The sequence below is a fragment of the Amycolatopsis sp. w19 genome (assembly GCF_051373225.1).
Taxonomy (GTDB): Bacteria; Actinomycetota; Actinomycetes; order Mycobacteriales; family Pseudonocardiaceae; genus Amycolatopsis; species Amycolatopsis japonica.
Genome location: NZ_JBPQFM010000002.1, coordinates 348426 through 374506 on the forward strand (window position 1 = coordinate 348426; position 26081 = coordinate 374506).

The window sequence follows — 26081 nt, forward strand, 5'->3', positions numbered from 1 at the left end:
GGATCGAGCGAGGTCATGTTCTCCAGACGGTGGGCAAAAGTGAAACAAGTTCTACCCGCTTGGAGCAAGCGGCTACCGCCGCGCTCGGCCGGTCACCTCAACCGGCGCGGGCATTCAGCCCAGCGCCCGGACCAGGTCCAGCGCACGCCCCAGGGTGGTGAGCCGGCCGGCGACCGTCTCGCCCGCCGGATACAGCCGGACCGTGTCGACGCCGGCGTCCTGCCAGACCCGCAGGCGTCGCGCCACCATCGGTTCGGTGCCGATCAGCGTCGTGCCGAGCACCATCTCGTCGGTCACCAGCGCGGCCGCGCCCTCCCGGTCGCCCGCCTGCCAGCGCTCCCGCACCGCCGCGGCGGCCTCGGCCCAGCCTTGCCTGCTGTAGGCGTTGTTGTAGAAGTTCGTCTTCGCCGAGCCCATCCCGCCGAGACTGAACGCCAGTTCGGCCTTACGGCTCGCGACCATCCCGCGCAGTTCGTCCTCGTCCTTCGCGAACGCGACTTCGGCGCCTTGGCAGACTTCGAGGTCCGCCCGCGTTCGGCCCGCCTTCGCGAGACCGGCGTCGAGATGCGAGAAATAGGCCTGTGCCCCTTCCGGCACGAAGCTGGTCCCCAGCCAGCCGTCCGCGATCTCCCCGGTCAGCTCCAGCAGCTTCGGCGAAAGCGTGGCCAGATGGATCGGGATGTCCGGATTCGGCGCCGTCGACAGCCGCATCGGCCTGCTCTCGCCCGGCAGCGGGATCTCGAACTCCTTGCCGGAGAACGCGATCTTCTCCCCGGCGAACGCCTGACGGATGATCGCGACCGTTTCCCGCATCCGGCTCAGCGGCCGGGCGAACGGAACGCCGTGGAGCCCCTCGATCACCTGCGGCCCCGAAGCACCGAGCCCGAGCACGAACCTTCCCTCGGAAAGCTCCGACAGCGTCAGCGCGGCCTGCGCGATCGCCACCGGGGTCCGGGTGCCGAGCTGGATGATGCCCGAGCCGAGCCGGATCCGCTCCGTCCGCGCCGCGAGATAGCCGAGCACGGACGGCGCGTCCGATCCCCAAGCCTCGGCGACCCAGCACTCGTCGAGGCCGAGCTTTTCCGCCTCCAGCACGAAATCCAGCGTCTCCCGCGGGCCACGGGAGGCCTCGACCGTGGTCGCCGTCCGCATCACGCGCCGTCCGCCTCGGCCCGCTCCTTGATCGCGGCGAGGGTCCCTGTCATCGCCTTCTCGAACTCGCGCAGCCGGACGAAGACGATCTTCTCCTCTTTGTCCGGCATCTGGTCGATGGCCAGCGAGAGACCCGACCGCCCCGGCCCCAGCTGCATCCATTGCCGGAGTTTTGTCCCGCCGTTCTCGGGTTCCAGGGTGAAGCGCCACAGCGCCGTGGGCGTCTCGGCGTCGTGCACGGCCCAGGTGAACACGCGCGGCTCGTCGCATTCGACGACGTGCGACGTGGTCTCCCATTCCCCGAGCGCGTCGTGCCTGCTACGGCCGACGAACCGCCTGCCGACCGCGGCCGCGCCTTCCGCGCCGTCACACCATTCCGCGGCCTGGAGTTCCTGGCTCATCTCCGGCATCAGGCGTACGTCGGAGACGATCGACCAGACCCGTTCCGGGACGGCGTCGACCCACGCCTCGACCTCGACCGTCGGCTTGTCGGCGTACTTGGCGCCCGTCCACTCCATCGTGGCCCGCCTCCCATGCTCGTGACCTCGATAGTTGCGTAGATGGACTTACGTTGTCAAACCTCCTGCGCGGCGAAGCGGCGCACCACGTCGGGACGATCCGCGAGCTTCGGCGGGTACCCCGGCCCGAGCCGCGCGCGGGTGTTCTCCCCGGTCAACGGCCCGGAGCACCGCGCGCAGACGACCTCCGCGTGCGTGTCCTGACCGCAGGTCTCGTGATGCAGGGTGACGGGCGGCCCGGCCTCTCCGGAGAGCCAGCGGTCGCCCCAGCGCGACATCGCGGCGAGCACACCGTAGAAATCCGTGCCCTTCTCGGTCAGGACGTAGTCGTAACGGACCGGGTCGGCCTGGTAGGCGCGCTTTTCCAGCAACCCCTCCCCGACCAGGCGGCGCAGCCGGTCGGCCAGGGTGTTCCGCGCGATGCCGAGCTCCTGCTGGAACTCGTCGAACCTGCGGATCCCGTAGAACGCCTCGCGCAGGACCAGCGGCGTCCACCAGTCACCGAGCAGGTCCATGGTGCGCGCGATCGAACACGGCCATTGCGCGAACGAAGTCCGTTTCATACCCGCGAGCCTACGCCCGGTGAAATTGATCCGGTCATTCCTCCACCTATTCCCCGGCGCTCAGGCACTGGCTCGAAATGTTGCGATCCGGTCAAGAATATCTCGCGCACTAATATTGCCGACTCGCTTCCGCACGCTTTCCGACAGGGGCTTCAAACGATCTCGCGTCCGCGCGGAACGGATCCCGTCCGCGATCTCCATCGCGGCGAGACCGACCTCCGCGGCCCGGTCCATGTCACCCTCCAGCGCGTGGTCGACGGCGAGCCAGATCATCGTCAGCGACCGGCTGCGCATCATGTCCGGGCCGTACCCGTCGATGGCCTCGGTGAGCGCGGGAATCGCCTCCCGGCAATGACGGACGTCGACGAGCCTGGCGAGTTCGGTGCGCACCGTGCCGATCATCGCGGCCAGGTCGTTGGCCGTGAAGAAGGCCGACCACGAGGGCACGGCGTCGCCGACGGAGTCCGCGAACTGTTCCGGGGCAAGGGAAAGCTTGTCCAGCGCTTGGCGGACGTCACCGAGCAGCGCGTAGGCCCACGCCTCGTTCGCCGACAGGATCGCCTGCGACAGCGGCCGTCCCCCGCGGCGCGCCGCGAGCTGTCCCTGCCGGAATTGCTCGAGCGCCTCCGCCGGCGTGCGGTGATGCAGATACATCCGGCCGAGCCGGTAACGGATGTTGGCGAGGAGATCGTCGGCGCCGGCCTCCGTCGCGAGTTCGAGCGCACGACGGAAGTGCCGCTCGGCCCGCACGGGGCGGCCGGAATCGAATTCCGTCCAGCCCCTGAGGTTGTGCAGATCGGCGACCACTCCCGCCAGCCGCCTGGCCAGCGGCTCGGACATCATCCCCCGCCGCAGCGCGGCGCCGTATGGCTCCAGCACGCGCAGCAGTTCCCGGCAGGATCCGCCGCCTTCCCGGTAGTCGCGTGCCCGGAGTGCTCCGATGACACCCTCGAGCCGGTCGATGTCGGCCTGCCCGACCCGCATCGGGAGCCGCTCAATCACGGCGACGCTCCTGGACACGGGGCACCGCCGGTGCGGTCACCACACCCGGCGAGGGCGGCGCGGATCTCGGGATCACCCGGCCGCGCGGCCCGCGAACCGCGTTCCGCTGCGCGGCGTCCAGCCTGGAAATGGCGACGGTGATGCGTACGCCCATTACCGCTCCTTTCCCTATCCTCAACGACCATGCTCGCCGGGGGCCAGGACGGAGCCACGCCGATCTCCTGGAATACGTGAACGACGCACAATGATGTTAACCACGAGGAATAGCGATTCACTCCGCCGAACGGCTGGCTATTCTCATTCACCGGAATATGCACGTGCGAAGTCTCTTTCTTTTGCACGGCTGATCACCTTTTCCGGCCGCTCACCGCACGTGCCCGCCGGGAACCGTCCGTGAGCACGTGAGACGCAGCTCTCAGCCGAACGTGTGAACCTTGTCAAGTCGGGTCACGAAAAGGCTTCACATTGCGTTATCAATAGCTGAAGATCAACAGCAACCGAACGTAAGGGGCTGAAGCGTTGGACAAGGAAAGCGACCTCATCCGGGGGACGATCGTCTTCGGCCTGCGCACTTTCGGTGCGGACCCGCTCCCCGTCCAGGCCGATCTCGAATACGACCCCGAAGACCCCTACGCCGTCGTGGTGGCCTACCACTCGGGCGGCGGGACGGTCCGCTGGATGTTCGGCCGTGATCTCCTCGCGGACGGACTGCTCACTCCATCGGGTGAGGGCGACGTGATCATCAGCCCGGCCGACGACACCTCGATCGTGATTTTCGCGCTCAGCGCGCCCGACGGCTGCGCGGTGCTCGAAGCCCCCGCGCAGGAGCTGGCCGAATTCCTCGACCGCACCTACGACGTCGTCCCCGCCGGGTCCGAGCCGGAATGGTTCGACTTCGACCAGGAGATCGGCAAGCTCGTCACCGAGTCCTGACGGCCGGTGGCGGCACCGCTCGCGCGGTGCCGCCCGCCGACATCGGGTCAGGCGAGTTCGCGCAACCCCGGGACGACCTGCTCGGAGAACGACCGCAGGAACCGCTCCTGGTCGTGGCCGGGACCGTGGAAGACGAGGTGGTTGAAGCCCGCCTCGACATACGGCTTGATCTGCTCGACGGCGTCGGCCGGGTCGGAGGTCACGATCCAGCGGCGGGCGACCTGCTCGATCGGCAACGCGTCCGCGGCCTTCTCCATTTCGGCCGGGTCCTCGATACCCGCCTTCTGCTCCGGCGTCAGCGAGAGCGGCGCCCAGAACCGGGTGTTCTCCAGCGCCTGCGCCGGATCCGGGTCGTAGGACAGCTTGATCTCGATCATCTTGTCGATGTCGCCGGTGCTGCGGCCCACCTGCTCCGCGCCTTCCGCGACCGCGGGCAGCAGCTTCTCGGTGTAGAGCTCCATCCCCTTGCCGCTGGTGCAGATGAAACCGTCACCCTGCTTGCCGACGTACTTCGCCATCACCGGGCCGCCGGCCGCGATGTAGATCGGCACCCCGCCCTCGGGCCGGTCGTACACGGTGGCGTCGGTGGTCTGGAAGTACTCGCCCTCGAACGTGACGCGCTCCTCGGACCACAGCTTGCGCATCAGGTCGATCGCCTCGCGCAGCCGCGCGAACCGCTCCTTGAACGCGGGCCACTCGATACGGGCGACCGCGACCTCGTTGAGGGCCTCACCGCTGCCGACGCCGAGCAGCACACGGCCCGGGTACAGGCTGCCGAGCGTGCCGAACGCCTGCGCGACGACGGCCGGGTTGTAGCGGAAGGTCGCGGTCAGCACGCTGGTGCCGAGGACCACCCTCTCGGTGCGCTCGCCGACCGCCGCCATCCACGCGAAGGAGAACGGCGCGTGCCCGCCCTGATGCCGCCAGGGCTGGAAATGGTCGCTGACCATCACGCTGTCCAGCCCGACCTGCTCGGCGAGCACGGAGTACTCGACGAGGTCGCGCGGGCCGAACTGCTCGGCCGACGCCTTGTAACCGATCTTCAGTGCCATCCGGGGTCACCACCTGGACTCATGGGTTGTTCCGCCCTTCACCTTGGCACAGAGTGGATCAGCCGCGCCCATGCCTCGGCGGGCTGAGGATGTCGGGAACACCACTGTGACACCGGGAATGCGTGGAAAGACCCCGTACCCGCCCTCACCCTCCGGGACCGGCACGTGGTGATGAACTGTGCCGTTTGCGCCGTCACCTGTGCGCCGTGCTGGGCGGAGTTGTGATCGGGGAGTCGAACCCCACGCTGCCCGCCACGTGCCAGGAGGCGGACCGGAATACCGCCGGCCCTCGGCTTGTGCCCGCTTCCCGGTGGGCTACCTGCTTTCCACGTTCAGTCCAGGAGGTCGGTCTCCCAGTTGGTGCGCTGGATCTCGACGTCGACCAGCCGGATCTCCCCCGCGACCCGGTCCGCGCGGGACCGCAGTTCCGCGACCGGCAACGCGGAGAGATACCGGAGTTCCGAACGGAGCTGACGGCCGTAGCCGCCCTGGTTGCGCCCGGCCGCGGCGTCGGCGGCCGCGGTCAGGACTCCGTGCCTGAGCCGGAGGACGTCGCGGCGCGCGATCGCGTCGGTGATCGTGCCCTCCCCGAGCGGGGTCGCGGCGTTGGTCCGGTTGATCCGCTGGATCAGCGATTCCAGTTCGTCCAGCGCGGTTTCGGCTTCGACGAGCAGGGCGGAGGCGTCTTCCGACGGTTCCTCGCCCTCCTGGTGCCGCGCGTTGTCGACGATCCGGGAGCGCAACGCCTCCACCTTCTTGGTCGCGTCGGCGCGCAGAGCGAGCGCTTCGGCCAGCTTGATCCGGGACATGCCGGGAAGTATCGCCAAGATCGACGACCGCCGCACTCCGTTTTCAGCCTGCCAAGGAATGTCGCCGATAGGACGAGTCGGGCTCGGTGTATTCGAGGCCGTTCTCGTCGAGCGCGTTGAACACGGTGAACCGGCCGCGCGGGAAGACGAAACCGAGCGCGACCATGCCGTTCGCCATGTCCCGCGTCGCGCAGTCGAGCAGCTCGACGTCTCGGAGCACCTGACCCTCCAAAGCGGACAGTTCCGGGAAGACGTCCTGCCGCCACCGGAGCGGGCTGGGCTCGGCCGGGTCACCCCAGTCCCATGAGGACTTCCCGACCGGGTCGATCGTGTTCCAGGTCAGGGAAAGTTCGTCGAACTTCCAGTGCGTGATCTCCAGCCGCTCGTCGCCGAAGTCGACCACGACGGGCGTGTCGGAGAGCCACTCGGCGTACTCGACGAACCAGGTGAGGTGGACCTGCCGCAGCCGCTTGCCCACCAGCGCGCGCAAACGATCCCCGTGCGCCTTCCGGATCTCCTGGAGTCCGGAAAGCCACACCGGTTCGTAACCCTCGATGTCGAAGAACGCCACCGAGCGAGTATGCCGTCAGTCGTAGGACAGGGCTTCCACCAGTTCACCGCTGTCCGGGTTGGACAGGGCCTTGGCCACGTCGGCCTGCGCCACGATGCCGACGAGCTTGTGCCCGTCGATCACCGGCCGGCGCCGGACCTGCGGCCATCTTCTTGGCCGCGTCGAGGCATCCCCGGGCCGACACCTCAAGCCGCCGACGGCTCCAGAAGGATCTTGACGGCGCCGTCCTGCTTCTTCTGGAAGATCTCGTAGGCGTGGGGCGCGTCCGTCAGCGGCATCTTGTGCGTCGCGAAGCCCTCGACACCGAGCGGATCGGCGGAATCGGTGATCAGCGGCATGATGTCGTCGATCCAGCGCCGGACGTTGGCCTGTCCCATCCGCAGGGTGATCTGCTTGTCGAACAGGTCCATCATCGGCAGCGGGTCGACCATGCCGCCGTAGACGCCGCTCAGCGAGATCGTGCCGCCGCGCCGGACGCAGTCGATGGCCGCGTACAGCACGCTGAGCCGGTCGATGGCGGCCTTCTCGGTGATCTTCGCGCCGATCGGGTCGGGCAGCAAGGCGACCAGGTTCTGCGCCATTCGCCCGATCGGGGCCCCGTGCGCCTCCATCCCGACGGCGTCGATCACCGAATCCGCTCCCCTGCCGCCGGTCGTCTCGCGGATGAGGTCGCCGAGGTACTTGTGCTCACGCGTGTCGTAGGTGACGACGCCGGCCGCGGCGGCCTTCGCGAGCCGTTCCGGCACCAGGTCGATGCCGATCACCTTCCCCGCGCCCCGGTGTTTCGCGATCCGGCAGCAGAACTGCCCGATCGGGCCCAGCCCGAACACCACGACCGTGCCGCCTTCGGGGATGTTCGCGTAGTCGACGGCCTGCCAAGCCGTGGGCACGACGTCGGAGAGGTACACGAAACGCTCGTCCGGCGGGCCGTCCGGCACCTTGATCGGGCCGTACTGGGCCTGCGGGACCCGCAGGTATTCGGCCTGGCCGCCCGGGACCTGCCCGTAGAGCTTGGTGTAGCCGAGCAGCGCCGCGCCCTTGCCGCGATCGGTGACCTGCGTGGTCTCGCATTGGGACTGCAGGCCGCGATCGCACATGAAGCAGTGGCCGCAGGAGATGTTGAAGGGAACGACGACGCGATCGCCGGGTTTCAGGTTCGTCACCCCGGAACCGACCTCTTCGACGACGCCCATGGGCTCGTGCCCGAGGATGTCGCCCTCGTCGATGAAGGCACCGAGGACCTCGTAAAGGTGCAGGTCGGACCCGCAGATACCGGTCGAGGTGATCCGCACGACGGCGTCGGTCGGTTCGACCAGTTTCGGATCCGGGACGGTGTCGACCCGGACATCGCGTTTGCCGTGCCAGGTGACGGCCTTCATGGTGCTCCCTTCGGCGAGTGGCTCTGCTCCCCGCCGGATGCCCGCCCGCGCATCCGGCAAACCTCGCCGTTCCGTGCCACCGTGGATCCATGCGAACCCGGATGCTCGCCGTCGCCGTCGACTGCCGTGAGGCCGAAGCACTGGCCGCGTTCTGGAAGGAAGCACTCGGCTACCCCGAGACCGAGCGGTGGACCGACGGCCATGGCGTGACCTACGTCGAGTTGAAGAGCCCCGACGTGCCGAGTCTGCTCTTCCAGCCGGTCCCCGAGGGGAAGTCGGGCAAGAACCGGCTGCACCTCGACCTCGCGCCCACCGAACTCGAGCAGCGCGAAGAGGTCGCCCGGCTCGTGTCGCTCGGCGCCAGGATCATCGAAGACCCCGAGTCGGACGACTGGGTCGTCATGGCCGATCCGGAAGAGAACGAATTCTGCGTGCTGCCGCGGCGCTGACCCTCCTGCGCCGCTGGGTCTCGTGAGTGTTGAGGACGGTTAGAACCGTCCTCAACACTCACGAGACCGATGCGGCCTCAGGCGGCTTCGTCCTCAGTCCGGACCGAGGGTTCCGAGTGCAGCCCCAGCATCTCCAGCAGCATCCGGCAGTCCGTCGCGTCGCGGGCGTTCGCGACCACCGCTTCGGTCGCCTTGCGCAACACCGCCGCCCGCACGGCCGTCGCCCCGCCGTCGACCAATTCCTCCACCGGACGCAATTCCTCGAACGGGTTCCCCATGACCCACCTCCGTCGTCCCTTTCGTTGATACCGGATTCCGGCCGGGAAAGCCCCCGCGTTCGTGCGGTCCGGCGGCGCCACGGCCGGTTTCTCCCTAGACTGGCGCCATTCGGACGAGCGGACGGAGCGGGAACTGACCACCGAGTTGCGCGGGGAGATCGTGACCCTGACCCCGGTCACCGAGGCCCACGTCCCGGACCTGCGACGCATCCGCGGCACGGCCGAGGTCGGGGCACGCTGGGGTTCGGTCGACGACTCCCCCACCTGGCCGTTCGACGACCCCACGACGGCCTGTTTCACGGTCCTCGAAGGGAGCGTCGTCCGAGGCTTCGTCCAGTACGGCGAAGAGGAGGACCCGATGTACCGGCACGCGTCGGTCGATCTCTTCCTCGACCCGGCGGCACACGGCCGGGGCCTGGGCACGGACACCGTGCGCACGATGGCGCGGCATCTCCTGCACGATCGCGGGCACCATCGGCTGGTGATCGATCCCGCCGTGGACAACGACGCCGCCATCCGCTGCTACAAGGCCGTCGGCTTCCGCGAAGTAGGCGTGATGCGCGGTTACGAGCGCGACACCGACGGCGACGGCTGGCACGACGGATTGCTGATGGACCTGCTCGCCGAAGACCTCACGTAGCGCGTCAGCGCGACTCCGAGCAGCACCACGGCCATCCCGGCGAGCACCCGCGGGCCGAGGTCCTCGCCGAGCACGATGGCGCCCAGCGCGACCGAGACGACCGGCAGCAGGTAGCCGACGGTCGCCGCGGAGGTCGCGCCTTCGTCGGCGATGAGCCGGTAGTTGAGGTAGAAGGTGACCCCGGTGCCGAAGATCCCGAGGACGACGACGGCGAGCACCGCGGTCACGTTCAGCGGTCCGGCCGGTGCGGCGTCGAAGGGCAGCGCGAGCGCGCTGAGCCCGGTCGCGGTCAGCAACTGTGCGGCGGAGATCGCGATCGGACCGCCTTCGCCGACGAGTTTCCTTCCCATGTAAGCGAAAGCGACCGCGTAGCTGAGGCCGGCGCCGAGCAGGGCCAGCGTCCCCCAGCCCAGCAGGCCGCTCTTCTGCCAGGGCGCGAAGATCAGCAGGATGCCGGCGAAACCGAGGATCAGCCCGCCCACGCGGACCACCGTCAGCCGTCGTTCGGTGCCGATCCCGATACCGATCAGCAACGACCACAGCGGGGTCGTCGCGTTCATCACCCCCGCGACGCCGGAATCGACGGTCAGTTCACCGATGCTGAACAACGCGAACGGCAAGGCGTTGCAGAAGAAGGCGGCGACGAGGAGCCTGCCCCAGATCCGGCGGCCGCGCGGGAGTCGTTGCCCGGCCCAGCGGCTCAGCACGAGAAGGACGGCCGCGCCGAGGGCGCAGCGGATGACGGTCACCTGAACGGGCGGCAGCCCGGTCAGCGCGAGCTTGATCCACAGGAACCCCGATCCCCACAACAGGGCGAGAACGCCCATCCGGACCAGGGTTCCCGGTGCGCCGATGCTCACTTCGTTCCTTTCGCCGGGCCGCTCGATACCTCTCCCAAGCTGCCTCGGGCGACTCGTCAGGACAAGTGAAAAGATCTACACCGACGTTAAGCGGTCCTACATGTTCCGAAAGGGTCCCGGTCGTGGCCGCCGGAAGCGACGGCCACGACCGGTTTCCGAGGAGATCAGCACTCGCCCGGTGTTCGCAAGGCGGAACAGGGCCTGCTCACATTTCGCGGTCGCGCATGATCCACCTCCCTTTCGCCCGGCGCACCGGTGGGGAACGGGCGCGTTCTCGCACAGTTTGGGGGCAGACTTCGCACCTGCGCACACCCGGTGGCCGTGTTGTGACCCAGGTAATGGGAAGGTTGTGGCACGATCTGCCGCGAAGCGGGGAGAAAGGTGCTTCTGGTGACCGAGAATTCCGGTTCGGCCAGATCCGGGGAGACCGGGAAAGCACGCGCGGAACCGAGGCCGGTTTCGACGGCCGCGTCGACGTTCGGCCGCGCCTTGCGGCAACGCCGTCAGGCCCGCGGGCTGGCGTTGCGCGAGCTTCAGAAACTCGCCTATGTCGACAAAAGTCTGATCAGCCGGGTCGAACGCGGGCTCACCCCGCCGAGCGCGGAATTCGCCGAAGCCTGTGATCGCGCACTGGGCGCGGGCGGGACGCTGATCGTGCTCGCCGAGGCCGCCCGCGCGGAACCGTATGTGCATCTTCCCCCGCCGCCTGATCATTTCGTCGGCCGCGAAGACCATTTGGCTCTGCTGGACGAAAAAGTGTTCACCGAAACGGCGAAAGTGGTCTTCGTCGCCGGTCCGCCCGGGGTCGGGAAGACCGCGCTCGTGCTGAATTGGGCGAACCGGCGCCAAGAAGAGTTCGATTGCGTCCTCTGGTCGGATCTGCGCGGCTATGCGGCGGGGTCGCCCGCGCAACCCGCCGACATCCTCGACGACCTCCTGCGTTGCGTCGGCGTCCGTCCCGATCGGGTGCCCGCCGAGGAGCACATGCGGCTCGCGCTCCTGCGCGGCCTGTTGCGCGGCCAGCGCACCCTCGTCGTACTGGACAACGCCCTCGACTCGCCCCAGGTGCGGCCGGTGCTGCCCGGCACCCCGGACACCACCGTGCTGATCACCAGCAGGCGACGGCTGTCCGGGTTGGTCGTCGGCAGCGGCGCGGTCCAGGTTTCCTTGGAGCCACTGCAAGAACTCGAAGCGACCCGGCTCATGGCCGACCTCATCGGCGACGAACGCGCGGCGGGCGATCCCGAAGGCGTCGGCAGCCTCGTCCGGCTGTGCGCGGCATTGCCGCTCGCGGTGAACATCGCCGCCGAACGGGTCGCCACCCATCCCCATCAGAGCGTCGGCGACCTCGCCCGCGAACTCGTCGCCGAGGGGCGGCGGCTGGAACTGCTCGCGGTCGACGACGACACCGTCGGCGTCAGGGCCGCCTTCAGCTGGTCGTACCGAGCGCTCGAGGCGGACACCGCCCGGATGTTCCGGCTGCTCGGTCTCCATCCCGGTCCGCGCTTCACCTCGGGCGCGGCGGCCGCGCTCGCCGGGCTGCCCGGGCACGACGCGCGACAGTTGCTCGACCGGCTCGTGCAGGCGCATCTCGTCCAGCAGGTCGGCGCCGAGTACTACCGGTTCCACGATCTGCTCCGCGTGTACGCCGCCGAAGAGGCCAACGCCGAGCGATGGCGGGACGAGCGTCAGGCGGCGGTCTCCCGGCTGACCCACTGGTATCTGTACGCGGCCAACGCCGCGAGCTGGACGCTGACCCCCGCGCGTGATCACCACATCGATCTCGGTCCCGCACCCGACGGTGTCGAGCCGCTCCGGTTCGCCACGTTCGACGAGGCCTACATCTGGTGCGCGTCGGAGATGCCGAGCATCACCGGCGTCGCCCGGCTGGCACTGGACCACGGGCTGTACGAGGTCGGCTGGCGGCTGCCGGTGGAGTTGTTCGACTACCACCTGCTCGGCAGGCCGTGGCAGACCTGGATCTCCAGTCACGAGGTGGCGATCGAGTCCGCGAAGGCGGGCGGTGACCTCGGCGGGCTGGCGTGGTCGGCGATCAACCTCGCCGAGGCGCACCGGCGGCGCGGCGACCTCGACCGCGCGCGCGATCTGTTCGGCCAGGCCGTCGAGATCTCCGAGGAGATCGGCGAGAACCCGAGCCTCGGCTGGGCGCTGGTCGGGCTCGGCAACATCGCGCACGAACGCGAGGACTACGCCGAAGCCGTCCGGCTCGCCGAGCAGAGCGTCGAGGTCAACGCGCGGATCGGGTACCAGCTCGGCGAAGCGACCGCACGGGTTCATCTCGGCCGCGCCTACCGTGACCTCGGCGAACGGGACCTGGCCCTCGACCACGGTCTGCGCGCCTTCGACGCCTACGCGAAGGACGCCGACCAGCACGGAATGGGCTTCGCGCTGGTGCCGCTCGCCAGGACCTGCCGCCGGTTCGGCGATCTGGACCAGGCGCTCGGGTACTGCGAGCAGGCGCTGACCGCCTACCGCAACTGCGGCGACGTCTGGGGACAGGCCGACGCGCTCGACGAACGCGGCTGCGCGCTGGCCGCCCAGGGGCACACCGACGAGGCCATGGCCGTCTGGCGCGACGCGCTCCAGCTCGTCATGGACCTCGACGACCGGAAGGCGAACGTGCTGCGGGGCCGCCTCGAAGGCGCCGTCTAGAGCTTCACCGGCAGGTTGTGCAGGCCGCGCGTGATCGCGCTCGGCCACCACACGAGCCGGTCCTCCGGCACGGTCAGCGTCATCGACGGCGCGCGGTCGAACAGCGTCTCCAGTGCCGCGGACGCCTGCATCCGCGCGAGCGCCGCGCCGATGCAGATATGCGGGCCGACACCGAAGGCGACGTGCCGCACCGGCCGCTCGCCAGGGCGGAAGGCGAGCGGTTCGGGGTGCACTTCCGGATCGCGATTGGCCGCCAGCAACGACAACAGGATCGGATCGCCCGCCTCCATCCGCTGCCCGGCGAGTTCCATCGGTTCGGTGACGAACCGCCAGCTCGTGTTCTGCAGCGGGGTGTCGCGGCGCAGGACCTCTTCGATGACGAGGGTCAGATGCGCACCGTCGGCGCGGGCGCGGGCCGCTTCCTCCGGATGCGTGATGAGGGTCAGCGCGGTGGACGCGATGAGACTGATCGTCGTCTCGTGCCCGGCGATCAGGGAGAGGAACGCCGTCGCGGCGACCTCGTCGTCGGTCAGCTTCCCGGCGGCCTCCTGGCTGAGCAGATCGCTGATCAGGTCCGCCCCCGGTTCGGCGCGTTTGCGGGCGACGACGTCGGCGAGGAGCGCGTCCAGATCGTCGGTCGCCTTGAGCATCGACGCCATGTCCGTCACGTCGCCCGCGGCGACCACCAGCGCGGGCGGGCGGACCTCGTCGAGCAGGCTTTCCGGGATGCCGATCAGCTCGCAGATCGACCGGATTCCCAAGGGGTACGCGAAATCCTCGACGAGGTCGCCTTCGCCGCGGTCCAGGATCGGGTCGAGCAGTTCGTTCGCGAGCCGATGCGTGCGGTCGCGCATATGCTGCAGCCGCCGCGGGCCGAACGCCCCGGCGCACGCTTTGCGCAGCCGCGCGTGTTCCTCGCCTTCGACGTTGTTCATATGCCCGATGAGCGTCGGCCGATGGTCGGCGGGCAGCCCGAGGTTGGCCTTGCGCCAGTGCTCCGCGGCGACGGACGGGCATTTGGACAGCCGGGGGTCGGCCATCGCGGAAACGACGTCCGCGTGCCGGGTCAGCAACCAGGTCCAGGTGTCGCCGGGGAGCGGGAGCCGGAACGCCGGCGCGTTGCTCCGAAGCCATTCGTAGGCGGGCGAGGGATCCCTGTCGAAGTCCGGGCCGAACATCACGGGGACCGCGGCGGCATCGTATGCGGCGTCAGGCATACGAGCCACCATGCCAGCCGTCGGCGGAATCGCGTCCGGCGAACGCGGGTATCGGGCTGTCTCACGCGATCGTCAACGCGATCCCCCTGTCACCCTCTTGTGGTGACCCAGCAAGATCGAAGCGGGTGCGGTGCGTAACGGGTTGGAGGTGACCCTCGTCAGCGAGTTCGGCAAGCACGACCGTGACGCGGTCTCGGCGCGGCCGCGCGGTTCGCTCCGGGGTTTCGCCGACACCGTCGGCCTCGCCTCCGCCCGCGTCTGGCGGCTGCGTGGCCGCGCCTGGAACACCCTGCGTCATCCGGCGGGGTGGGAGCTGTGGCGCCTGCCGCCCGCGGCGGTCTTCTGGATGCTCGGCACCGAGATCGCGGTCGCGTTCTGGGCGCTCTACAGCGGTTTCCAGGCCTCCGCCACGACGACGGATCTCGTCCGCTTCGGCGTGATCGCGGGCTGCACGATCTGGTACCTCGTCCAGACGCAGCATCCGGAGGAGCAGCGCCGGGCCGACGACCGGCGCGGTGAGCACATCGACCAGACCGCCGTCTGGCTGGGCGGCGCGGCCGTCCTGCTGCCGCCCACGTTGTCGCTCGCGCTGCTGCTGATGGTGCGCGTGCAGCGCTACTCCATCGCGCACAAGGCGATGACGACCTTCCTCTTCACCACCGCCGCGCACGCCGCCTCCATCCTCGGTGTGCACACGATCACCCGGCTGACGTCACTGCACGGCTGGCTCGAATCGGGCACGCTCCCCCAGCGGCCCGGCGACATCGCGGTCGCCGCCGTCGCGCTGCTGGGCGCCGCGCTCTGGTATTTCGCGTCGCAGACGCTGTTGATCAGCATCGCGCGCGGTCTGGCGTGGGGTGGCTGGCGGCGGCAGAAGCTGATCGGCAGCTGGGCCGACAACGCGGACTTCGTCTACGCGCTGCAACTCGCCGCGTGCACGACGATCCTCGGCGCGGTCAACATCGCGCTGGTGCCACTGGTGATGATCGGGATCGCGCTGCGCTCGACCCGGCTCTCGCAGGCGCTGGCGGACACGATCGCGCGCAGCCAGCGCGACCGGAAGACCGGGCTGCTGACCGAAGACTCCTTCCACGCACCCGCCGCGCTCCGGCTGCTCGAAGACCAGACCGGGCGGCGCCCGACGGCGTTCCTGATGCTGGATCTCGACCACTTCAAGCAGTGGAACGACAAGTACGGGCATTCCGGCGGCGACATCGTGCTCGGCTGTGTCAGTGCCGTGCTGCGGCAGAACACCCGCTCCACGGACGTCGTCGGGCGGTGGGGCGGCGAGGAGTTCTCGGTGCTGCTGCCGGACACCACCCGCGAGGAGGCGATGCGGATCGCCGAGCGGATCCGGGCGGCCGTCGCGAAGACCGCGATCACCGGCTTGACCGAACTCGCCAGCGGGCACGCCACCAACGAACCCCGCGCGGTGGGGCCGATCCACGGCTGCACCGTGTCGATCGGCGTCGGGCTGTCGCCGGAGCACTCGACGGACTACGGCGAGCTCTTCCGCGCCGCGGACGCGGCCATGTACCAAGCGAAACGGAGCGGGCGGAATCGCGTGGTCGTGGCACCCTCCGCGGTTCCGCCTTCGCCCCGGACGCCGACGTCACCCCTGAGCCGGGCCGGCGACTCGCGCCGCGATTGACGCGTTTAGTCCTCTGAATGCGTTCGCCGGCGGAGGCCGGTCCCTTGCTCAAGGCGCGCGTGCGTGTTGCGAAAGCCACTTTCGCAACGTTGAAGGTTGCGAAAGTGGCTTTCGCAACACACCACGCGTAGCGAAGCACCGATGTCACGTACGGGACCCGAACGGTCCCATACGTGACATTCCGGAGCGCCTCCGAAAACCCGAGCGTCAGCGACGGGTCACGAGGCGGGTCTCGAGCAGATCGTCGACCACCCGGGTCTCCACACCGGTCCGCCGTTCGAACGCGGACCCGCTCAGCGGCCACAGCGCGACCAGCACGACACCCACCGCGGACAGCGCGGCCAGCACCAGCGCGGCGACGAACTGGGCGGCGCCGTCGGTCGCCGTGCTCAGCACCGCGAAGCCGATCAGGACGATGCCGGTCGGCAGCACGGCGGCCAGCGCCACCAGGAAGGCGGGCGTGCGGCGCAGGTCGCGACGGCGGGTGGTCAGCCAGGCGGCGAGCAGGCAGGCGAACGACGCCCCGAGCAGGCAAGCGCCCGCTGTGTCGCTGAGCCGGTGCCAGCCCAGCGCGATGGTCGACGACGCGACCCAGGCGACGGCGACGCCGCCGATCCCGATGATCGCCGGACGGAACCGTTGGGGCAGCACGAAAGCGAGCGCCATCAGGATGGCCATGGCGGCACTGACGTGACCGCTGGGGAAGCTGTTGTGTCCCGGCCCGCGGCCGCCGTCGGGCAGTTCGGGCCGGACGAGGACGTAGAGCTTGAGCAGTTGCGCGGCGACGAGCGGGAGCACGAGGACGCTCAGCGCGGGGATCAGGAGTCCGGGTTTCCGCCGGAGCAGCGCCAGGACGACGAGCCCGATCCCGGCGGCGCCGATCACCAGCACCATGTCCTGGTCACGCAGCGGTCCCGCCCAGTCCATTGTGGACCACTGACCGGACTGGGCGCTCCGGACGACGCCGTTCTCCGCGAGCTGCCCGGCCGACGTGTGCACGAACAGCACGTAGGTCACGACGAACGCGACGGCCAGTCCCAGTCCGGTGGCGAGCTGGAACACGGCCCTGGACAGGGTCCGCCTGGTCTCGGCGTGCCGTCCCGGCAGCGGACGGCGGGCGGGGGTCGGCTTCGCTTCGTGGATGAGTAGGGCCATGGGTCCCACTGTCCCCACGCCGTTTCGCCGTGAGGTCCGGACAATGTCATGGTTCTGCTACAAGATCGAGCCGAGTCGCACACGCGCGGAGACATCCGAATAATGGCGGCGTGGCAAGTGTCCTTGTGATCGAAGACGACGCGTCCGTGCGGGAGGGGCTGGAACTCGCGCTGCGACGGCAGGCGCACACCGTGTACACCGCCGAGAGCGGTGAGCTCGGGCTGGAGAAACTGCGGGTGTTCCAGCCCGACATCGTCGTACTGGACCTGATGCTCCCCGGTATCGACGGCTTCGAGACCTGCCGCCGCATCCGCTCGGCGGGCGAGGTGCCGATCATCATGCTCACCGCCCGCAGCGACGACTTCGACATCGTGGCCGGGCTGGAGGCGGGTGCCGACGACTACGTCACCAAGCCGATCGAGCCCCGCGTGCTCGACGCCCGGATCCGGGCGGTGCTGCGGCGCGCGGTGAGCGAGAAGCCCGCGAGCGACGACGCCGCCGCCGGGGAACGGCACGGCGGCCTGGTCATCGACCGGGCCGGGCTGGTGGTCACGAAGAACGGCGAGCCGGTCTCGCTGACCCCGACCGAGCTGAAGCTGCTGCTGGAGCTGTCGCGTACGCCCGGCCAGGTCTACAGCCGCCAGCAGATCCTCTCCGCCGTCTGGGATCACGACTACCTCGGCGACTCCCGGCTCGTCGACGCCTGTGTCCAGCGGCTGCGCGCGAAGATCGAAGACGTCCCCGCGAAACCCGAACACGTCCAGACCGTCCGCGGCTTCGGGTACCGGTTCGGCCGTTCATGAGGTGGCTTTCCGGGCTGCGGCCGCGGCTCATCCTGGCGTTCGCGGCGATGACGATCATCGGGGCGGCGGCCGCGGCGGGGGCCAGTTACGTCTCGGCCCGGAACGCGATCCTCGAAGCGGTGCAGGACGCGGCGATGAACCAGCTGAAGGACCGGGTCAGCGCCTACAGCCGCCCGTTGTCCACGCCGCCGACCCAGGATCAGCTCAACGATTTCGCCGGCAGCCTGCGGTTGAACGCCGTCGCGGTCTACCGCGACCTCCGATCGGCCAACGGCCCGGATCTCGCCACGTTCTCCCCCGAGTTGCGCCAGACCGTCGCGAACGACTTCCGCATCCAGTTCCAGCGCGTCGACCGCGGAAGCATTCCGGAACTGCTGGTCGGCTTGCCGGTGCTGGCCCGGCAACCCGACGGGGCGATGAGGAACAGCGGCGTCGAGGTGTACTCGCTCACCTCGCTCGTGCAGCAGCAACAGGCCATCGACGAACTCGCGAAGTCCGCCTGGCAGACGGCCGCGCTGGTCCTCCCGCTGGCCGCGGCGCTCGCCCTGCTCGCGGCGAGACAGGTGCTCCGGCCGGTCCGGGCGCTCAACACCGCCGCCGCCCAGCTCGGCGAAGGCAGGCTCGATGTCCGGCTGCCCGCCAAGGGTTCCGACGAGCTGGCCGAACTGGTCACGACCTTCAACAACACCGCCGCCGAACTGGAGCGCACGGTCGGTGAGCTGAGAGCGATGGAGGCCGACGCCCGCCGGTTCGTGGCCGACGTCTCGCACGAGCTCCGCACGCCGCTGGCGGCGATGAACGCGGTCACCGACGTGCTCGACGAGGACGCGGAGGCGCTGCCGCCGGACACCGCCGTCGCGGCGCGGCTGGTCTCCGGTGAGACCCGGAGGCTGACGCGGCTGGTGCAGGACCTGGTCGAGATCTCCCGGTTCGACGCGGGCCGCGCCGAACTCGTGCTCGACGAATGGGATCTCGCGACGGCGATCCGGGACAGTCTCGACGCCCGAGGCTGGCGCGACGGCGAAGACCTGGTCACCGACCTGCCGGAGGGCGTTCTCGCCCGCGTGGACCGGCGGCGGCTCGACCTGATCGTGGCCAACCTCGTCGGCAACGCGTTCCGGCACGGCGCGGCCCCGGTCCAGGTCCGGCTGCGCGCCGACGGCGACGGCGTCACCCTGGCGGTCGAGGACCGCGGACCCGGGATCGATCCACAGGTCCTGCCGCATGTGTTCGACCGGTTCACCAAGGCCGACACCGCCCGCGCCCGTTCCGAGGGCAGCGGGCTGGGCCTGGCGATCGCGCTGGAGAACGCCCGCCTGCACGGCGGCGACATCACCGCGGCCGACACCGGGCACGGCGCCCGGTTCGTGCTGCGCCTGCCGCACCTGCCCGCAGGAGGGGCGCGATGAGGAAGCCTCGCGTACTGCTCATCCTTGCGGCCGCGGCGCTTCTGGCCGCCTGCGGTGTCCAGCCGACCGGTGTCGTCCCGGCCGGACCGGGGCCGTCGATCCGCGCCACCACGGGGCCGAACGTCCTCGGCGGTCTGACGCTGTACTTCGTCTCCGACGGCCGGGTCATCCCGGTGACCCGGCCCACCGAAGGGTTCATCTCCCCTGAGGGCGCGGTCACGCTGCTGCTGCAGGGGCCGACGGAACGGGAAGCCGCGCAGGGGCTCACCACGTTCGTCCCGCCGGAGCTGGGCAAGCTCCGGGTCTACCCGGGCGACCCGTCGAGTCTCGCGCTGCCGTACTCGATGCGCAAATTGTCCGATCAGGCCATCAATCAGCTGGTCTGCACCGTGATCGCGGCCTCCGCGGCCACCGGCCGGGCGCCACAGTCCAAGGGCGTGAACGTGATCTCGCCGAACGAGGACGTGTACTTCCAATCCTGCCAGCCGAACTGAATTCGTCACTCACCGTGCTCACATAAAAGCACTTCTCGTATCAGTACGAGCGTGAGCCTCTTTTGGTTCAACGATCAAGGTAACTGTGGGCGAACACACTCGGGCGTGACATTGCCGTGTCCTTTTCGTAATGTTGCCCGGAGCTCGCGGCCCCCGACGCGAGTTCCCGTCCCCGAAGTGGTGAGTGATCAGAGAAATGGCCGGCAGACATCGCAAGATCAAGGCTCCGCAGTGGAAGCTCCCCGCGGGTATCGCGGCAGCGGTCGCCACGGCGCTCCCGGCGTCGATGTGGCTGACCTCCGCAGGTTCCCCTGACGTCGAAGCGGCCAGCGCCGCGCTCGCGTTGAAGGCTCCCCCGGTCTCCAGCGTGACTCCCCCGCCGTCTAGCAGCAGCACCCCGCCCTCCAGCACAAGTACCCCGCCCCCGTCGACCTCCTCGGCTCCCCCGAAGCCGACGACGTCGACCAAGGCCCCCGCCCCGGTGAAGAAGACCGTTCCCGCCGCGACGGCGTGCTCGACCAGCCTCGCCGGCACCAAGCCGCACGTGGCCCAGGTCGGCAACCACGTGAAGGCCAAGTTCGGCGTGAAGAACGTCGGCGGCGTCGCCGGCCGGGCGAACGCCAGCGACCACCCCTCCGGCCTCGCGCTGGACTTCATGGTGGACACCGCCACCGGCAACGCCATCGCCGAGTACCTCCTGGCCAACCAGAAGGACTTCGGTATCACGTACGTCATCTGGCGCCAGCGCTACAACGACGGCAGCGGCTGGGACACCATGGAGGACCGCGGCGGCGCGACCGCCAACCACATGGACCACGTCCACGTCTCCTTCGCCAAGAGCGCGAAGGTGAACGTCAGCTGCTGACGACGTCTCTCAACGATTCCGAGCGGACCGCTCGCCGGGCTGGACAACGGGTCGGCCCACGACCTCTTCCACGCCTTTGACGGCGAGCCGGTCCGCTCGCTCGTTCTCCGGATGCCCCGCGTGACCTTTGACCCAATGCCACTCGACCTCGTGCCGTGAAGCGGCTTCGTCGAGACGGCGCCACAGATCGGCGTTCTTGACCGGCGTCTTCGCCGACGTCATCCAGCCGTTGTTCTTCCAGTTCCGCACCCAGCTGGTGATGCCGTTCCGGACGTAGGTGCTGTCGGTGTAGATGTCCACCGTGACCCGGCGCTTCAGGCTTTCCAGCGCCTCGATCGGCGCGGTCAGCTCCATCCGGTTGTTCGTGGTCGGCCCGGCATCCCCGCCGTAGATCTCCTTCTCGACGGTGCCGTACCGCAGCACCGCGCCCCAGCCTCCCGGGCCGGGGTTCCCGCTGCACGCGCCATCGGTGTAGATCTCGACTTCCGCCACCCGAACACCCTAGCGACGAGGCTCAGTCCGGCAGGAGCGGCACCCACGGCTCCTCGACCTGCCCCAGGTGCACCGCGCGCGTGATGGACTTCGCACCGAACCGGTCCCGGACGGTGTCGAGCGTCGAGTCGAGCGCGTCCCTCGGTTTCGCCCCGAACGGCAGGGCGAGCTGGATCGAGTCGTCCTTCGACAGATTCGTGAGCGCGAGCCCGATCAGCGTGAGACCGCGTTCGTCGATCAGCGGTCTCGCCGTCGCGAGCAGGCCCCGTGCCGCCGCGACGATCGCGCCGGTCTGCTCGGTCGCCTCCAAGAGGGTGTGCGAACGCGTCGCCTTGGTGAAATCGGCGAACCGCATCCGCAGCACGACGGTGCGGCACACCCGCTGCGCCGCACGCAGGCGACGGGCGAGCCGATCGGCGAGCGTCAGCAGCGTCGCGTCGAGCTCGGCGGGCGAACGCGGCCTGCCGCCGAGCGCGCGCTGCGCCCCGATCGACCGGCGGCGTCGCCCGGTCTGCACGCGGCGCGGGTCGTCGTTGTGGGACAACGCGTGCAGATGGGCGCCGACGCCGCGGCCGAGCATCCGGACGAGTTCCTTCTCCCCGAACCCCTCCATCTGCCCGACCGTCGTCACCCCGCGCTCGCGGAGCTTCCGCGCCGTCACCTTGCCCACTCCCCACAGCCGCTCGACGGGGAGCGGATGCAGGAACTCCAGCTCCTTGTCGTGCGGCACGACGAGCAGGCCGTCGGGTTTCGCGACCCCGCTGGCCACCTTCGCGAGGAACTTCGTCCTGGCGACGCCGACCGTGATCGGCAGCCCGACCTGTTCCAAGACGTCCTTCCGCAGTTTCGCGGCGATTCGGCTCGGCGTGCCCGCGATCTTCAGCAGCCCGCCGACGTCGAGGAAGGCTTCGTCGATCGAAATGCCTTCCACGAGCGGCGTCGTGTTGCCGAAGACCTCGAAGACCGCCTTGCTGGCCGCCGAATACGCGCGCATCCGGGGCGGGACCACGATCGCGTCCGGGCACAGCCGCCGCGCCTGGCCGCCGCCCATCGCCGTGCGCACGCCGTACGCCTTCGCCTCGTAGCTGGCCGCCAGCACCACCCCGCCGCCGACGATGACCGGCCGCCCGCGGAGCTTCGGGTCGTCACGCTGCTCGACCGACGCGTAGAACGAATCCAGGTCGGCGTGCAGGATGGGACCCTCGGTCGTCATAGAACATATGTTCGCATCAAACGGCCCAGTGGCCAAGCCACCTCACCCAGGGGAGCCGAGCACTCCCGCCAGGGCCGAAGCGAGGAGGGCGACGGTGCGATCGTCGTCTTCGGCCAGGTCACGCAGCACGGTTAGCGCGCGGGCGGGCGGCATCTCGACGAGGGCCTGGGTGAGGCGGATCCGCGCCGCGGGGTCCGCGGTGGCGAGCTCGCCGGTCAACGCGCTCATGATCCGGTCCGCGGCGCCGTCGTCCCGCGCCAAGGTGCCGAGGACCTCGGCCGCCTCGACGTCGGTCGTACCCTCGACCACCATGCGGACGAGCTCCGGCACGGCCGCGCTCTCCCCGCGCGACCCCAGCGCCAGCGCGGCGCGGGCGCGGACCGCCGGATCCGGGTCGCCGAGTACGTCCGTCAGCGCCGCGGTCGCCTCGTCACCGGGCATCCCGGCGATCGCGAGGACCGCGCGCCGCCGGACGTCGACGTCCGCCGAACGCGCGCCGGACGCCAGGCTCGCCACGCCGTCACCGCCCGCCCTCGCGAGAGCCCACCGCAGAGCCCCGGCGACGTTCGGATCGGCTTCGGTGAGGACCGCTCCGGCCAGCAGTTCGGCGGGTACCTCGGCCGGGGCCAGGGCGGTCTGCTGCCGTCGAGCCGCGTGAGGCGAATTGAGCCCGTGCAACAGCTCGACGATGCGCAGGACCCCCTCCCAGCCCGTGGGTGCCGAACCGTCGACCGCGCGGAGCCGGTCGAGCAGCTCCTGTTCCCGGTTCAGGCGCTCCTCGGTCCGCCGGATGAGATCGCGGACGAGATCGGACGGTTCGAAGGCCGGATCCTCCAAAGCGCGTCCGATCTCGCGCAGCGAGAGACCGAGGGACCGCAGGCACTCCACGTGGAAGATCCGGCGGATGTCCTCGTCGGAGTACTCGCGGTAGCCGCCGAAGGTGCGGCCGGTCGGCCGCACCAGCCCGAGGGAGTCGTAATGCCGGAGCATCCGGCTGCTCACCCCCGAGCGGCGCGCCACCTCACCGATCAGCATCAGGCTCCCTCCGGTCCCAGCGCGACGATCCGTTTCGACTCGTCGAAACCGGCGTCCGGGTCGCGCAGGAGCCGCTCCGTGGCGTGGGCGTGCGCCCGCACCGCCAGGTCGGTACTCGCCGAGCCCGCCCGCAGGACGGGCTCGATCACGGGTCCGAGCGCGACGAGCGCCCTGCTGAGACTCAGCCGCACCGTCCGGTCGCCCCGGCCGAACTGGTCGGCCAGGTCACGGGCCAGCCGGGCCCGCTCCCCGTCGGGGACGAGGACGACCGCGGCCCGCCACGCGCTCCGGGCGACCTCGTCGTCGGCGTCGTGCAGCAGCGACCGCGTGATCGCGGGCCACGCGGCGCGGTCCCCGATCTTGGACAGCGTGTGCAGGGCCTGACTCCGGGCCTGGGCGACCTCCGAACCGAGCTCGGCCAGGAGCACCGGCACCGTGTTCTCCGCGGGCAGCCGCGTCAGCGCCCAGGTCAGCATGTCCCGGACGTAGAAATCCGGCTCGATCGCGCACCGCGCCACGAGCGGGCCGACGAACCCGGCGTCCGGATGCGTCCCGGCCGCCAGCGCCGCCTGGAGCCGCGTCGACGAGCTCTCGGCACCGAGCGCGTCGAGCACGCGCAGGTCCGGTGAAGTCCTCTGTGTCGTGTTGATGGGGATCACCTCCTGCGCTCCAGTGAAGACCTTGTCACGATGTCAAGGTCAAGCCCGGCGCTCCACCGCGATCAGTCGAACGGGGGTCCGGAGTACGAGACCCGGTGCTTGAACACCTCGCCGTCCCGGATCTCGGCGGAGTACGTCGGCCTCGGCGAGATCGCGCGCCAGGCGTTCAGCACCTCTTCCGACTCCCAGTACTCGAAGATGTTCACCCGGCCCGGTTCGAGCGTGTCCGCCGAGATCACCACGTCGAGGCAGCCGGGATGGGCCCGCGCCTTCTCGACGATCACCTGGTGCCCCTCGACATAGCGGTCCCGCTTCTCCGGGTCGACGTACACCTTTCCCGCCACGATCACCGTCATTTCGAACTCCCTTCGTCCGGTCGGTTCACCCCACCGACGAACGCGGACGACGCGAACCGACACGGGCGCGGAAGAAATCCGTCACCGATCGTCCGCCGGCGAAACACCAGATCGCGATCACCGGGTCGCAGATCGCGCAGCCGAACGACGAATCGTCCAGGAACGGGATGATAGGAGCGCCCTTCAGGTGGTGCACGACGTCCCAAGCCGTGTGCAGCAGCCAGCCGATCCCGATGAACGTCCACGATTCGAGCCCGCGGTACGCCACATAGGCCATCAGTGCGGTGAAGACGAGTTCCCAGATGCCGAGCCCGCCGCCGCTGGCGTAGGCCGCGCCCGCGCCGGCGATCATGACCGCGTTGAAGCGGCGGCGGTGCGGCTCGTGGATCAACGACATCAGGACGACATAGCCGAGGCCGACGAGAATCGGCGCGATGATCATCATGGTTCGACGCTAGAACCGGACGACGCCCGCTCCCAGTGGCGCGAACGACGCCTTCCAACGGGATCTCGCCATCGGGCGGGTACGTTGCGGTTCATGCACACCGTCGCCGTCCTCGCGCTGGACAAGGTGATCCCGTTCGATCTCTCGACGCCGATCGAGGTCTTCACCAGGACCCGGCTCGCGGACGGAAGCGCGGGCTATCGCGTGGTCGTCTGCGCGGAACACCCAGAGGTCGACGCCGGGCACTTCACCCTGCGCGCGCCGCGGGGGCTGGACGCGCTGCGCGAGGCGGACACGATCATCGTCCCCGGCACCGCCGAGCCGACCCGGCCGTTGCCGGAATCCGTCCACGCCGCGCTGAACTCGGCCGCCGCGAGGGGCACGCGGATCGCCTCGATCTGTTCCGGCACCTTCATCCTCGCCGCCGCGGGCCTGCTCGACGGCCTTCGCGCCACGACGCATTGGGTCGCCGCCGACGCACTGGCCGCGGCGTACCCGGAAGTCGACGTCGACCCGGACGTCCTCTATGTCGACAACGGGCAGATCCTGACGTCCGCGGGCGCCGCCGCGGGCCTGGATCTGTGCCTGCACCTGATCCGGCGGGACCACGGCTCCGCGATCGCGGCCGACGCCGCCCGTCTCTCGGTCATGGCGCTCGAACGCGAGGGCGGCCAGGCGCAGTTCATCGCGTTGCGGCATCCACCCGCTCCCCGTGGCGCGACGCTGGAGCCGACTCTGTTGTGGATGCAGGAAAATCTCGCGCGCGAGCTCACACTGGCCGATATCGCCACGCGCGCCGGGATGAGCACGCGCACGCTGATCCGGCACTTCCGCGAGCAGACCGGGACGACGCCGTTGCAGTGGCTGCACCGGACCCGCGTCCGGCAGGCGCAGCATCTGCTGGAGACCACCGAATACGCCGTCGAGCGGATCGGCGCCGAAGTCGGTTTCGGTTCGCCCACCTCGTTCCGCGACCGGTTCAAGCGCACGACCGGCGTCAGCCCGGGCACCTATCGACGCGCTTTCCGTTAAGCGGCAAGGGTCAGAACGGTGTCCGAAGCCCGCGCCCGGGCCTGGTCGGCGAACCGCCTTCGCGCGACAACGACTCTGAGCCATCGTTCGGAACGCTCGGCGTCCAGATCGGAGGTGGCTCGGGCGAGCACCTCGGCGGCGTGCGCGGCGGACTCGATCTCCGCGGCGGCGCCGAGGTAGTCGCCCGCCTCGATGAGCTTGTAGGCGTGGCGCATCTCGGTCTGCGCGGTCGAGTAGATGGCGTAGGCGGCGAGGTTGTTCGCCAGCGGGCCCAGTGAATGCGACATCGGCTTCTCCGTTCCTTCTCTACAGACACGTCGAACGGGCCCGCCGCGGTTCGACATGGCGAAGTGATTTTTCCGAGGGTTGCGCAAAG

The 26081-nt window shown here is 69.6% G+C and carries 30 protein-coding genes and 1 pseudogene; 10 read left to right on the forward strand and 21 right to left on the reverse strand.

Features of this window, described 5'->3' with window-relative positions:
- Positions 1 to 114 precede the first annotated feature (114 nt).
- From ACSMFO_RS06145 to ACSMFO_RS06165, 5 genes are read right to left on the reverse strand one after another with little or no spacing between them, the layout of a single operon-like run.
- Positions 115 to 1152: an LLM class flavin-dependent oxidoreductase gene (locus ACSMFO_RS06145; RefSeq protein WP_436457369.1), complete on the reverse strand. Its 1038-nt coding sequence runs from the start codon at positions 1150 to 1152 to the stop codon at positions 115 to 117.
- Positions 1152 to 1670, reverse strand: coding sequence for an SRPBCC family protein (locus ACSMFO_RS06150; protein WP_360095646.1), 519 nt, complete (start codon positions 1668 to 1670; stop codon positions 1152 to 1154). The genes ACSMFO_RS06145 and ACSMFO_RS06150 overlap by 1 nt, the downstream gene beginning before the upstream one ends.
- A 56-nt stretch (positions 1671 to 1726) precedes the next feature.
- Entirely contained in the window at positions 1727 to 2233 is a 507-nt protein-coding gene (locus ACSMFO_RS06155) for a winged helix-turn-helix transcriptional regulator (RefSeq protein WP_360132285.1), read from the reverse strand.
- 60 nt (positions 2234 to 2293) lie between these two features.
- Positions 2294 to 3217 carry a tetratricopeptide repeat protein gene (locus tag ACSMFO_RS06160; protein ID WP_436457633.1) on the reverse strand — a complete coding sequence of 308 codons (924 nt, stop codon included), beginning with the start codon at positions 3215 to 3217 and terminating at the stop codon, positions 2294 to 2296.
- 10 nt (positions 3218 to 3227) lie between these two features.
- Positions 3228 to 3389: a hypothetical protein gene (locus ACSMFO_RS06165; protein WP_436457370.1), complete on the reverse strand. Its 162-nt coding sequence runs from the start codon at positions 3387 to 3389 to the stop codon at positions 3228 to 3230.
- Between the two features lie 365 nt (positions 3390 to 3754).
- Here ACSMFO_RS06165 and ACSMFO_RS06170 point away from each other — a divergent pair, with 365 nt between their 5' ends.
- A complete protein-coding gene (locus tag ACSMFO_RS06170) occupies positions 3755 to 4168 on the forward strand; it encodes an SsgA family sporulation/cell division regulator (RefSeq protein ID WP_038515280.1) in 414 nt (137 codons plus the stop codon).
- Positions 4169 to 4215: 47 nt separating this feature from the next.
- Here the strand turns inward: ACSMFO_RS06170 and fgd are convergent, their stop codons facing one another.
- The 5 genes and pseudogenes from fgd to ACSMFO_RS06195 all read right to left on the reverse strand — a co-directional run bounded on the left by fgd (position 4216) and on the right by ACSMFO_RS06195 (position 7979).
- Complete coding sequence (fgd, locus tag ACSMFO_RS06175) at positions 4216 to 5220, reverse strand: glucose-6-phosphate dehydrogenase (coenzyme-F420) (RefSeq protein ID WP_037344247.1); 1005 nt, start codon at positions 5218 to 5220, stop codon at positions 4216 to 4218.
- A gap of 332 nt (positions 5221 to 5552) precedes the next feature.
- Positions 5553 to 6029 (reverse strand): DIP1984 family protein, encoded by a 477-nt coding sequence (locus ACSMFO_RS06180; protein ID WP_350597016.1) that lies wholly within the window; start codon positions 6027 to 6029, stop codon positions 5553 to 5555.
- Between the two features lie 43 nt (positions 6030 to 6072).
- Positions 6073 to 6600: a hypothetical protein gene (locus ACSMFO_RS06185; protein WP_436457373.1), complete on the reverse strand. Its 528-nt coding sequence runs from the start codon at positions 6598 to 6600 to the stop codon at positions 6073 to 6075.
- Between the two features lie 15 nt (positions 6601 to 6615).
- Positions 6616 to 6741, reverse strand: a pseudogene (locus ACSMFO_RS06190) (CBS domain-containing protein); the annotation flags it as partial.
- A gap of 44 nt (positions 6742 to 6785) precedes the next feature.
- Positions 6786 to 7979: a zinc-dependent alcohol dehydrogenase gene (locus ACSMFO_RS06195; protein WP_436457375.1), complete on the reverse strand. Its 1194-nt coding sequence runs from the start codon at positions 7977 to 7979 to the stop codon at positions 6786 to 6788.
- An 89-nt stretch (positions 7980 to 8068) separates the two neighbouring features.
- On the opposite strand from ACSMFO_RS06195, the gene ACSMFO_RS06200 reads away from it, so the two are divergent.
- Positions 8069 to 8428 (forward strand): VOC family protein, encoded by a 360-nt coding sequence (locus ACSMFO_RS06200; protein ID WP_038515282.1) that lies wholly within the window; start codon positions 8069 to 8071, stop codon positions 8426 to 8428.
- A gap of 77 nt (positions 8429 to 8505) precedes the next feature.
- Here ACSMFO_RS06200 and ACSMFO_RS06205 read toward each other — a convergent pair whose 3' ends face one another.
- Positions 8506 to 8706, reverse strand: a complete 201-nt coding sequence (locus ACSMFO_RS06205) for a hypothetical protein (RefSeq protein ID WP_038515283.1) — start codon at positions 8704 to 8706, stop codon at positions 8506 to 8508.
- A 133-nt stretch (positions 8707 to 8839) separates the two neighbouring features.
- On the opposite strand from ACSMFO_RS06205, the gene ACSMFO_RS06210 reads away from it, so the two are divergent.
- The gene (locus ACSMFO_RS06210; RefSeq protein WP_073847202.1) at positions 8840 to 9346 is read left to right on the forward strand and encodes a GNAT family N-acetyltransferase; all 507 of its coding nucleotides are present in this window, start codon (positions 8840 to 8842) and stop codon (positions 9344 to 9346) included.
- On the opposite strand, the gene ACSMFO_RS06215 is transcribed toward ACSMFO_RS06210, so the two are convergent.
- The gene (locus tag ACSMFO_RS06215; RefSeq protein ID WP_436457378.1) at positions 9271 to 10206 is read right to left on the reverse strand and encodes a DMT family transporter; all 936 of its coding nucleotides are present in this window, start codon (positions 10204 to 10206) and stop codon (positions 9271 to 9273) included. The two genes, ACSMFO_RS06210 and ACSMFO_RS06215, sit on opposite strands and share 76 nt — an antisense overlap.
- A gap of 390 nt (positions 10207 to 10596) precedes the next feature.
- Between ACSMFO_RS06215 and ACSMFO_RS06220 the strand changes: the two genes are divergently transcribed.
- Positions 10597 to 12879: an ATP-binding protein gene (locus ACSMFO_RS06220; RefSeq protein WP_436457379.1), complete on the forward strand. Its 2283-nt coding sequence runs from the start codon at positions 10597 to 10599 to the stop codon at positions 12877 to 12879.
- On the opposite strand, the gene ACSMFO_RS06225 is transcribed toward ACSMFO_RS06220, so the two are convergent.
- Positions 12876 to 14096, reverse strand: a complete 1221-nt coding sequence (locus tag ACSMFO_RS06225) for a cytochrome P450 family protein (RefSeq protein WP_436457381.1) — start codon at positions 14094 to 14096, stop codon at positions 12876 to 12878. The two genes, ACSMFO_RS06220 and ACSMFO_RS06225, sit on opposite strands and share 4 nt — an antisense overlap.
- A 130-nt stretch (positions 14097 to 14226) precedes the next feature.
- On the opposite strand from ACSMFO_RS06225, the gene ACSMFO_RS06230 reads away from it, so the two are divergent.
- On the forward strand, positions 14227 to 15747 hold the full coding sequence (locus tag ACSMFO_RS06230) for a diguanylate cyclase (protein WP_436457382.1): 1521 nt from the start codon (positions 14227 to 14229) through the stop codon (positions 15745 to 15747).
- A 207-nt stretch (positions 15748 to 15954) separates the two neighbouring features.
- Here the strand turns inward: ACSMFO_RS06230 and ACSMFO_RS06235 are convergent, their stop codons facing one another.
- Entirely contained in the window at positions 15955 to 16902 is a 948-nt protein-coding gene (locus tag ACSMFO_RS06235; RefSeq protein WP_378414644.1) for a phosphatase PAP2 family protein, read from the reverse strand.
- Between the two features lie 110 nt (positions 16903 to 17012).
- Here ACSMFO_RS06235 and ACSMFO_RS06240 point away from each other — a divergent pair, with 110 nt between their 5' ends.
- From ACSMFO_RS06240 to ACSMFO_RS06255, 4 genes are all read left to right on the forward strand, one after another.
- A complete protein-coding gene (locus ACSMFO_RS06240) occupies positions 17013 to 17705 on the forward strand; it encodes a response regulator transcription factor (protein WP_360092371.1) in 693 nt (230 codons plus the stop codon).
- Positions 17702 to 19114: an ATP-binding protein gene (locus tag ACSMFO_RS06245; protein ID WP_436457384.1), complete on the forward strand. Its 1413-nt coding sequence runs from the start codon at positions 17702 to 17704 to the stop codon at positions 19112 to 19114. The genes ACSMFO_RS06240 and ACSMFO_RS06245 overlap by 4 nt, the downstream gene beginning before the upstream one ends.
- The gene (locus tag ACSMFO_RS06250; RefSeq protein WP_436457385.1) at positions 19111 to 19608 is read left to right on the forward strand and encodes a hypothetical protein; all 498 of its coding nucleotides are present in this window, start codon (positions 19111 to 19113) and stop codon (positions 19606 to 19608) included. The genes ACSMFO_RS06245 and ACSMFO_RS06250 overlap by 4 nt, the downstream gene beginning before the upstream one ends.
- 196 nt (positions 19609 to 19804) lie before the next feature.
- Positions 19805 to 20473 (forward strand): hypothetical protein, encoded by a 669-nt coding sequence (locus tag ACSMFO_RS06255; RefSeq protein ID WP_436457387.1) that lies wholly within the window; start codon positions 19805 to 19807, stop codon positions 20471 to 20473.
- Between the two features lie 9 nt (positions 20474 to 20482).
- Here the strand turns inward: ACSMFO_RS06255 and rnhA are convergent, their stop codons facing one another.
- From rnhA to ACSMFO_RS06285, 6 genes are all read right to left on the reverse strand, one after another.
- Positions 20483 to 20965 (reverse strand): ribonuclease HI, encoded by a 483-nt coding sequence (gene rnhA, locus ACSMFO_RS06260; protein ID WP_360092359.1) that lies wholly within the window; start codon positions 20963 to 20965, stop codon positions 20483 to 20485.
- A 22-nt stretch (positions 20966 to 20987) separates the two neighbouring features.
- A complete protein-coding gene (dinB, locus tag ACSMFO_RS06265; RefSeq protein WP_436457389.1) occupies positions 20988 to 22178 on the reverse strand; it encodes a DNA polymerase IV in 1191 nt (396 codons plus the stop codon).
- Between the two features lie 42 nt (positions 22179 to 22220).
- Positions 22221 to 23213 (reverse strand): HEAT repeat domain-containing protein, encoded by a 993-nt coding sequence (locus tag ACSMFO_RS06270; protein ID WP_436457390.1) that lies wholly within the window; start codon positions 23211 to 23213, stop codon positions 22221 to 22223.
- Positions 23213 to 23872, reverse strand: a complete 660-nt coding sequence (locus tag ACSMFO_RS06275) for a HEAT repeat domain-containing protein (RefSeq protein ID WP_436457392.1) — start codon at positions 23870 to 23872, stop codon at positions 23213 to 23215. Before ACSMFO_RS06275 ends, ACSMFO_RS06270 begins: the two co-directional genes overlap by 1 nt.
- Before the next feature lie 62 nt (positions 23873 to 23934).
- Positions 23935 to 24228, reverse strand: a complete 294-nt coding sequence (locus ACSMFO_RS06280) for a putative quinol monooxygenase (RefSeq protein WP_038515297.1) — start codon at positions 24226 to 24228, stop codon at positions 23935 to 23937.
- Between the two features lie 25 nt (positions 24229 to 24253).
- Positions 24254 to 24673, reverse strand: a complete 420-nt coding sequence (locus ACSMFO_RS06285; protein WP_037344213.1) for a DUF6010 family protein — start codon at positions 24671 to 24673, stop codon at positions 24254 to 24256.
- Positions 24674 to 24766: 93 nt separating this feature from the next.
- Between ACSMFO_RS06285 and ACSMFO_RS06290 the strand changes: the two genes are divergently transcribed.
- Entirely contained in the window at positions 24767 to 25705 is a 939-nt protein-coding gene (locus ACSMFO_RS06290) for a GlxA family transcriptional regulator (protein WP_436457395.1), read from the forward strand.
- Here the strand turns inward: ACSMFO_RS06290 and ACSMFO_RS06295 are convergent.
- Positions 25702 to 25992, reverse strand: coding sequence for a hypothetical protein (locus ACSMFO_RS06295; protein WP_038515299.1), 291 nt, complete (start codon positions 25990 to 25992; stop codon positions 25702 to 25704). The two genes, ACSMFO_RS06290 and ACSMFO_RS06295, sit on opposite strands and share 4 nt — an antisense overlap.
- Positions 25993 to 26081 lie beyond the last annotated feature (89 nt).

Coding starts and splice junctions, on each gene's coding strand:
- ACSMFO_RS06225 (WP_436457381.1), bottom strand. CDS start 14,096: ATGCCTGACGCCGCATACGATGCCGCCGCGGTCCCCGTGATGTTCGGC.
- ACSMFO_RS06155 (WP_360132285.1), bottom strand. CDS start 2,233: ATGAAACGGACTTCGTTCGCGCAATGGCCGTGTTCGATCGCGCGCACC.
- ACSMFO_RS06285 (WP_037344213.1), bottom strand. CDS start 24,673: ATGATGATCATCGCGCCGATTCTCGTCGGCCTCGGCTATGTCGTCCTG.
- ACSMFO_RS06280 (WP_038515297.1), bottom strand. CDS start 24,228: ATGACGGTGATCGTGGCGGGAAAGGTGTACGTCGACCCGGAGAAGCGG.
- ACSMFO_RS06150 (WP_360095646.1), bottom strand. CDS start 1,670: ATGGAGTGGACGGGCGCCAAGTACGCCGACAAGCCGACGGTCGAGGTC.
- ACSMFO_RS06205 (WP_038515283.1), bottom strand. CDS start 8,706: ATGGGGAACCCGTTCGAGGAATTGCGTCCGGTGGAGGAATTGGTCGAC.
- fgd (WP_037344247.1), bottom strand. CDS start 5,220: ATGGCACTGAAGATCGGTTACAAGGCGTCGGCCGAGCAGTTCGGCCCG.
- ACSMFO_RS06250 (WP_436457385.1), top strand. CDS start 19,111: ATGAGGAAGCCTCGCGTACTGCTCATCCTTGCGGCCGCGGCGCTTCTG.
- ACSMFO_RS06295 (WP_038515299.1), bottom strand. CDS start 25,992: ATGTCGCATTCACTGGGCCCGCTGGCGAACAACCTCGCCGCCTACGCC.
- ACSMFO_RS06145 (WP_436457369.1), bottom strand. CDS start 1,152: ATGCGGACGGCGACCACGGTCGAGGCCTCCCGTGGCCCGCGGGAGACG.
- ACSMFO_RS06235 (WP_378414644.1), bottom strand. CDS start 16,902: ATGGCCCTACTCATCCACGAAGCGAAGCCGACCCCCGCCCGCCGTCCG.
- ACSMFO_RS06165 (WP_436457370.1), bottom strand. CDS start 3,389: ATGGGCGTACGCATCACCGTCGCCATTTCCAGGCTGGACGCCGCGCAG.
- ACSMFO_RS06290 (WP_436457395.1), top strand. CDS start 24,767: ATGCACACCGTCGCCGTCCTCGCGCTGGACAAGGTGATCCCGTTCGAT.
- ACSMFO_RS06180 (WP_350597016.1), bottom strand. CDS start 6,029: ATGTCCCGGATCAAGCTGGCCGAAGCGCTCGCTCTGCGCGCCGACGCG.
- dinB (WP_436457389.1), bottom strand. CDS start 22,178: ATGACGACCGAGGGTCCCATCCTGCACGCCGACCTGGATTCGTTCTAC.
- ACSMFO_RS06245 (WP_436457384.1), top strand. CDS start 17,702: ATGAGGTGGCTTTCCGGGCTGCGGCCGCGGCTCATCCTGGCGTTCGCG.
- ACSMFO_RS06160 (WP_436457633.1), bottom strand. CDS start 3,217: ATGCGGGTCGGGCAGGCCGACATCGACCGGCTCGAGGGTGTCATCGGA.
- ACSMFO_RS06195 (WP_436457375.1), bottom strand. CDS start 7,979: ATGAAGGCCGTCACCTGGCACGGCAAACGCGATGTCCGGGTCGACACC.
- ACSMFO_RS06270 (WP_436457390.1), bottom strand. CDS start 23,213: ATGCTGATCGGTGAGGTGGCGCGCCGCTCGGGGGTGAGCAGCCGGATG.
- ACSMFO_RS06255 (WP_436457387.1), top strand. CDS start 19,805: ATGGCCGGCAGACATCGCAAGATCAAGGCTCCGCAGTGGAAGCTCCCC.
- ACSMFO_RS06200 (WP_038515282.1), top strand. CDS start 8,069: ATGCGAACCCGGATGCTCGCCGTCGCCGTCGACTGCCGTGAGGCCGAA.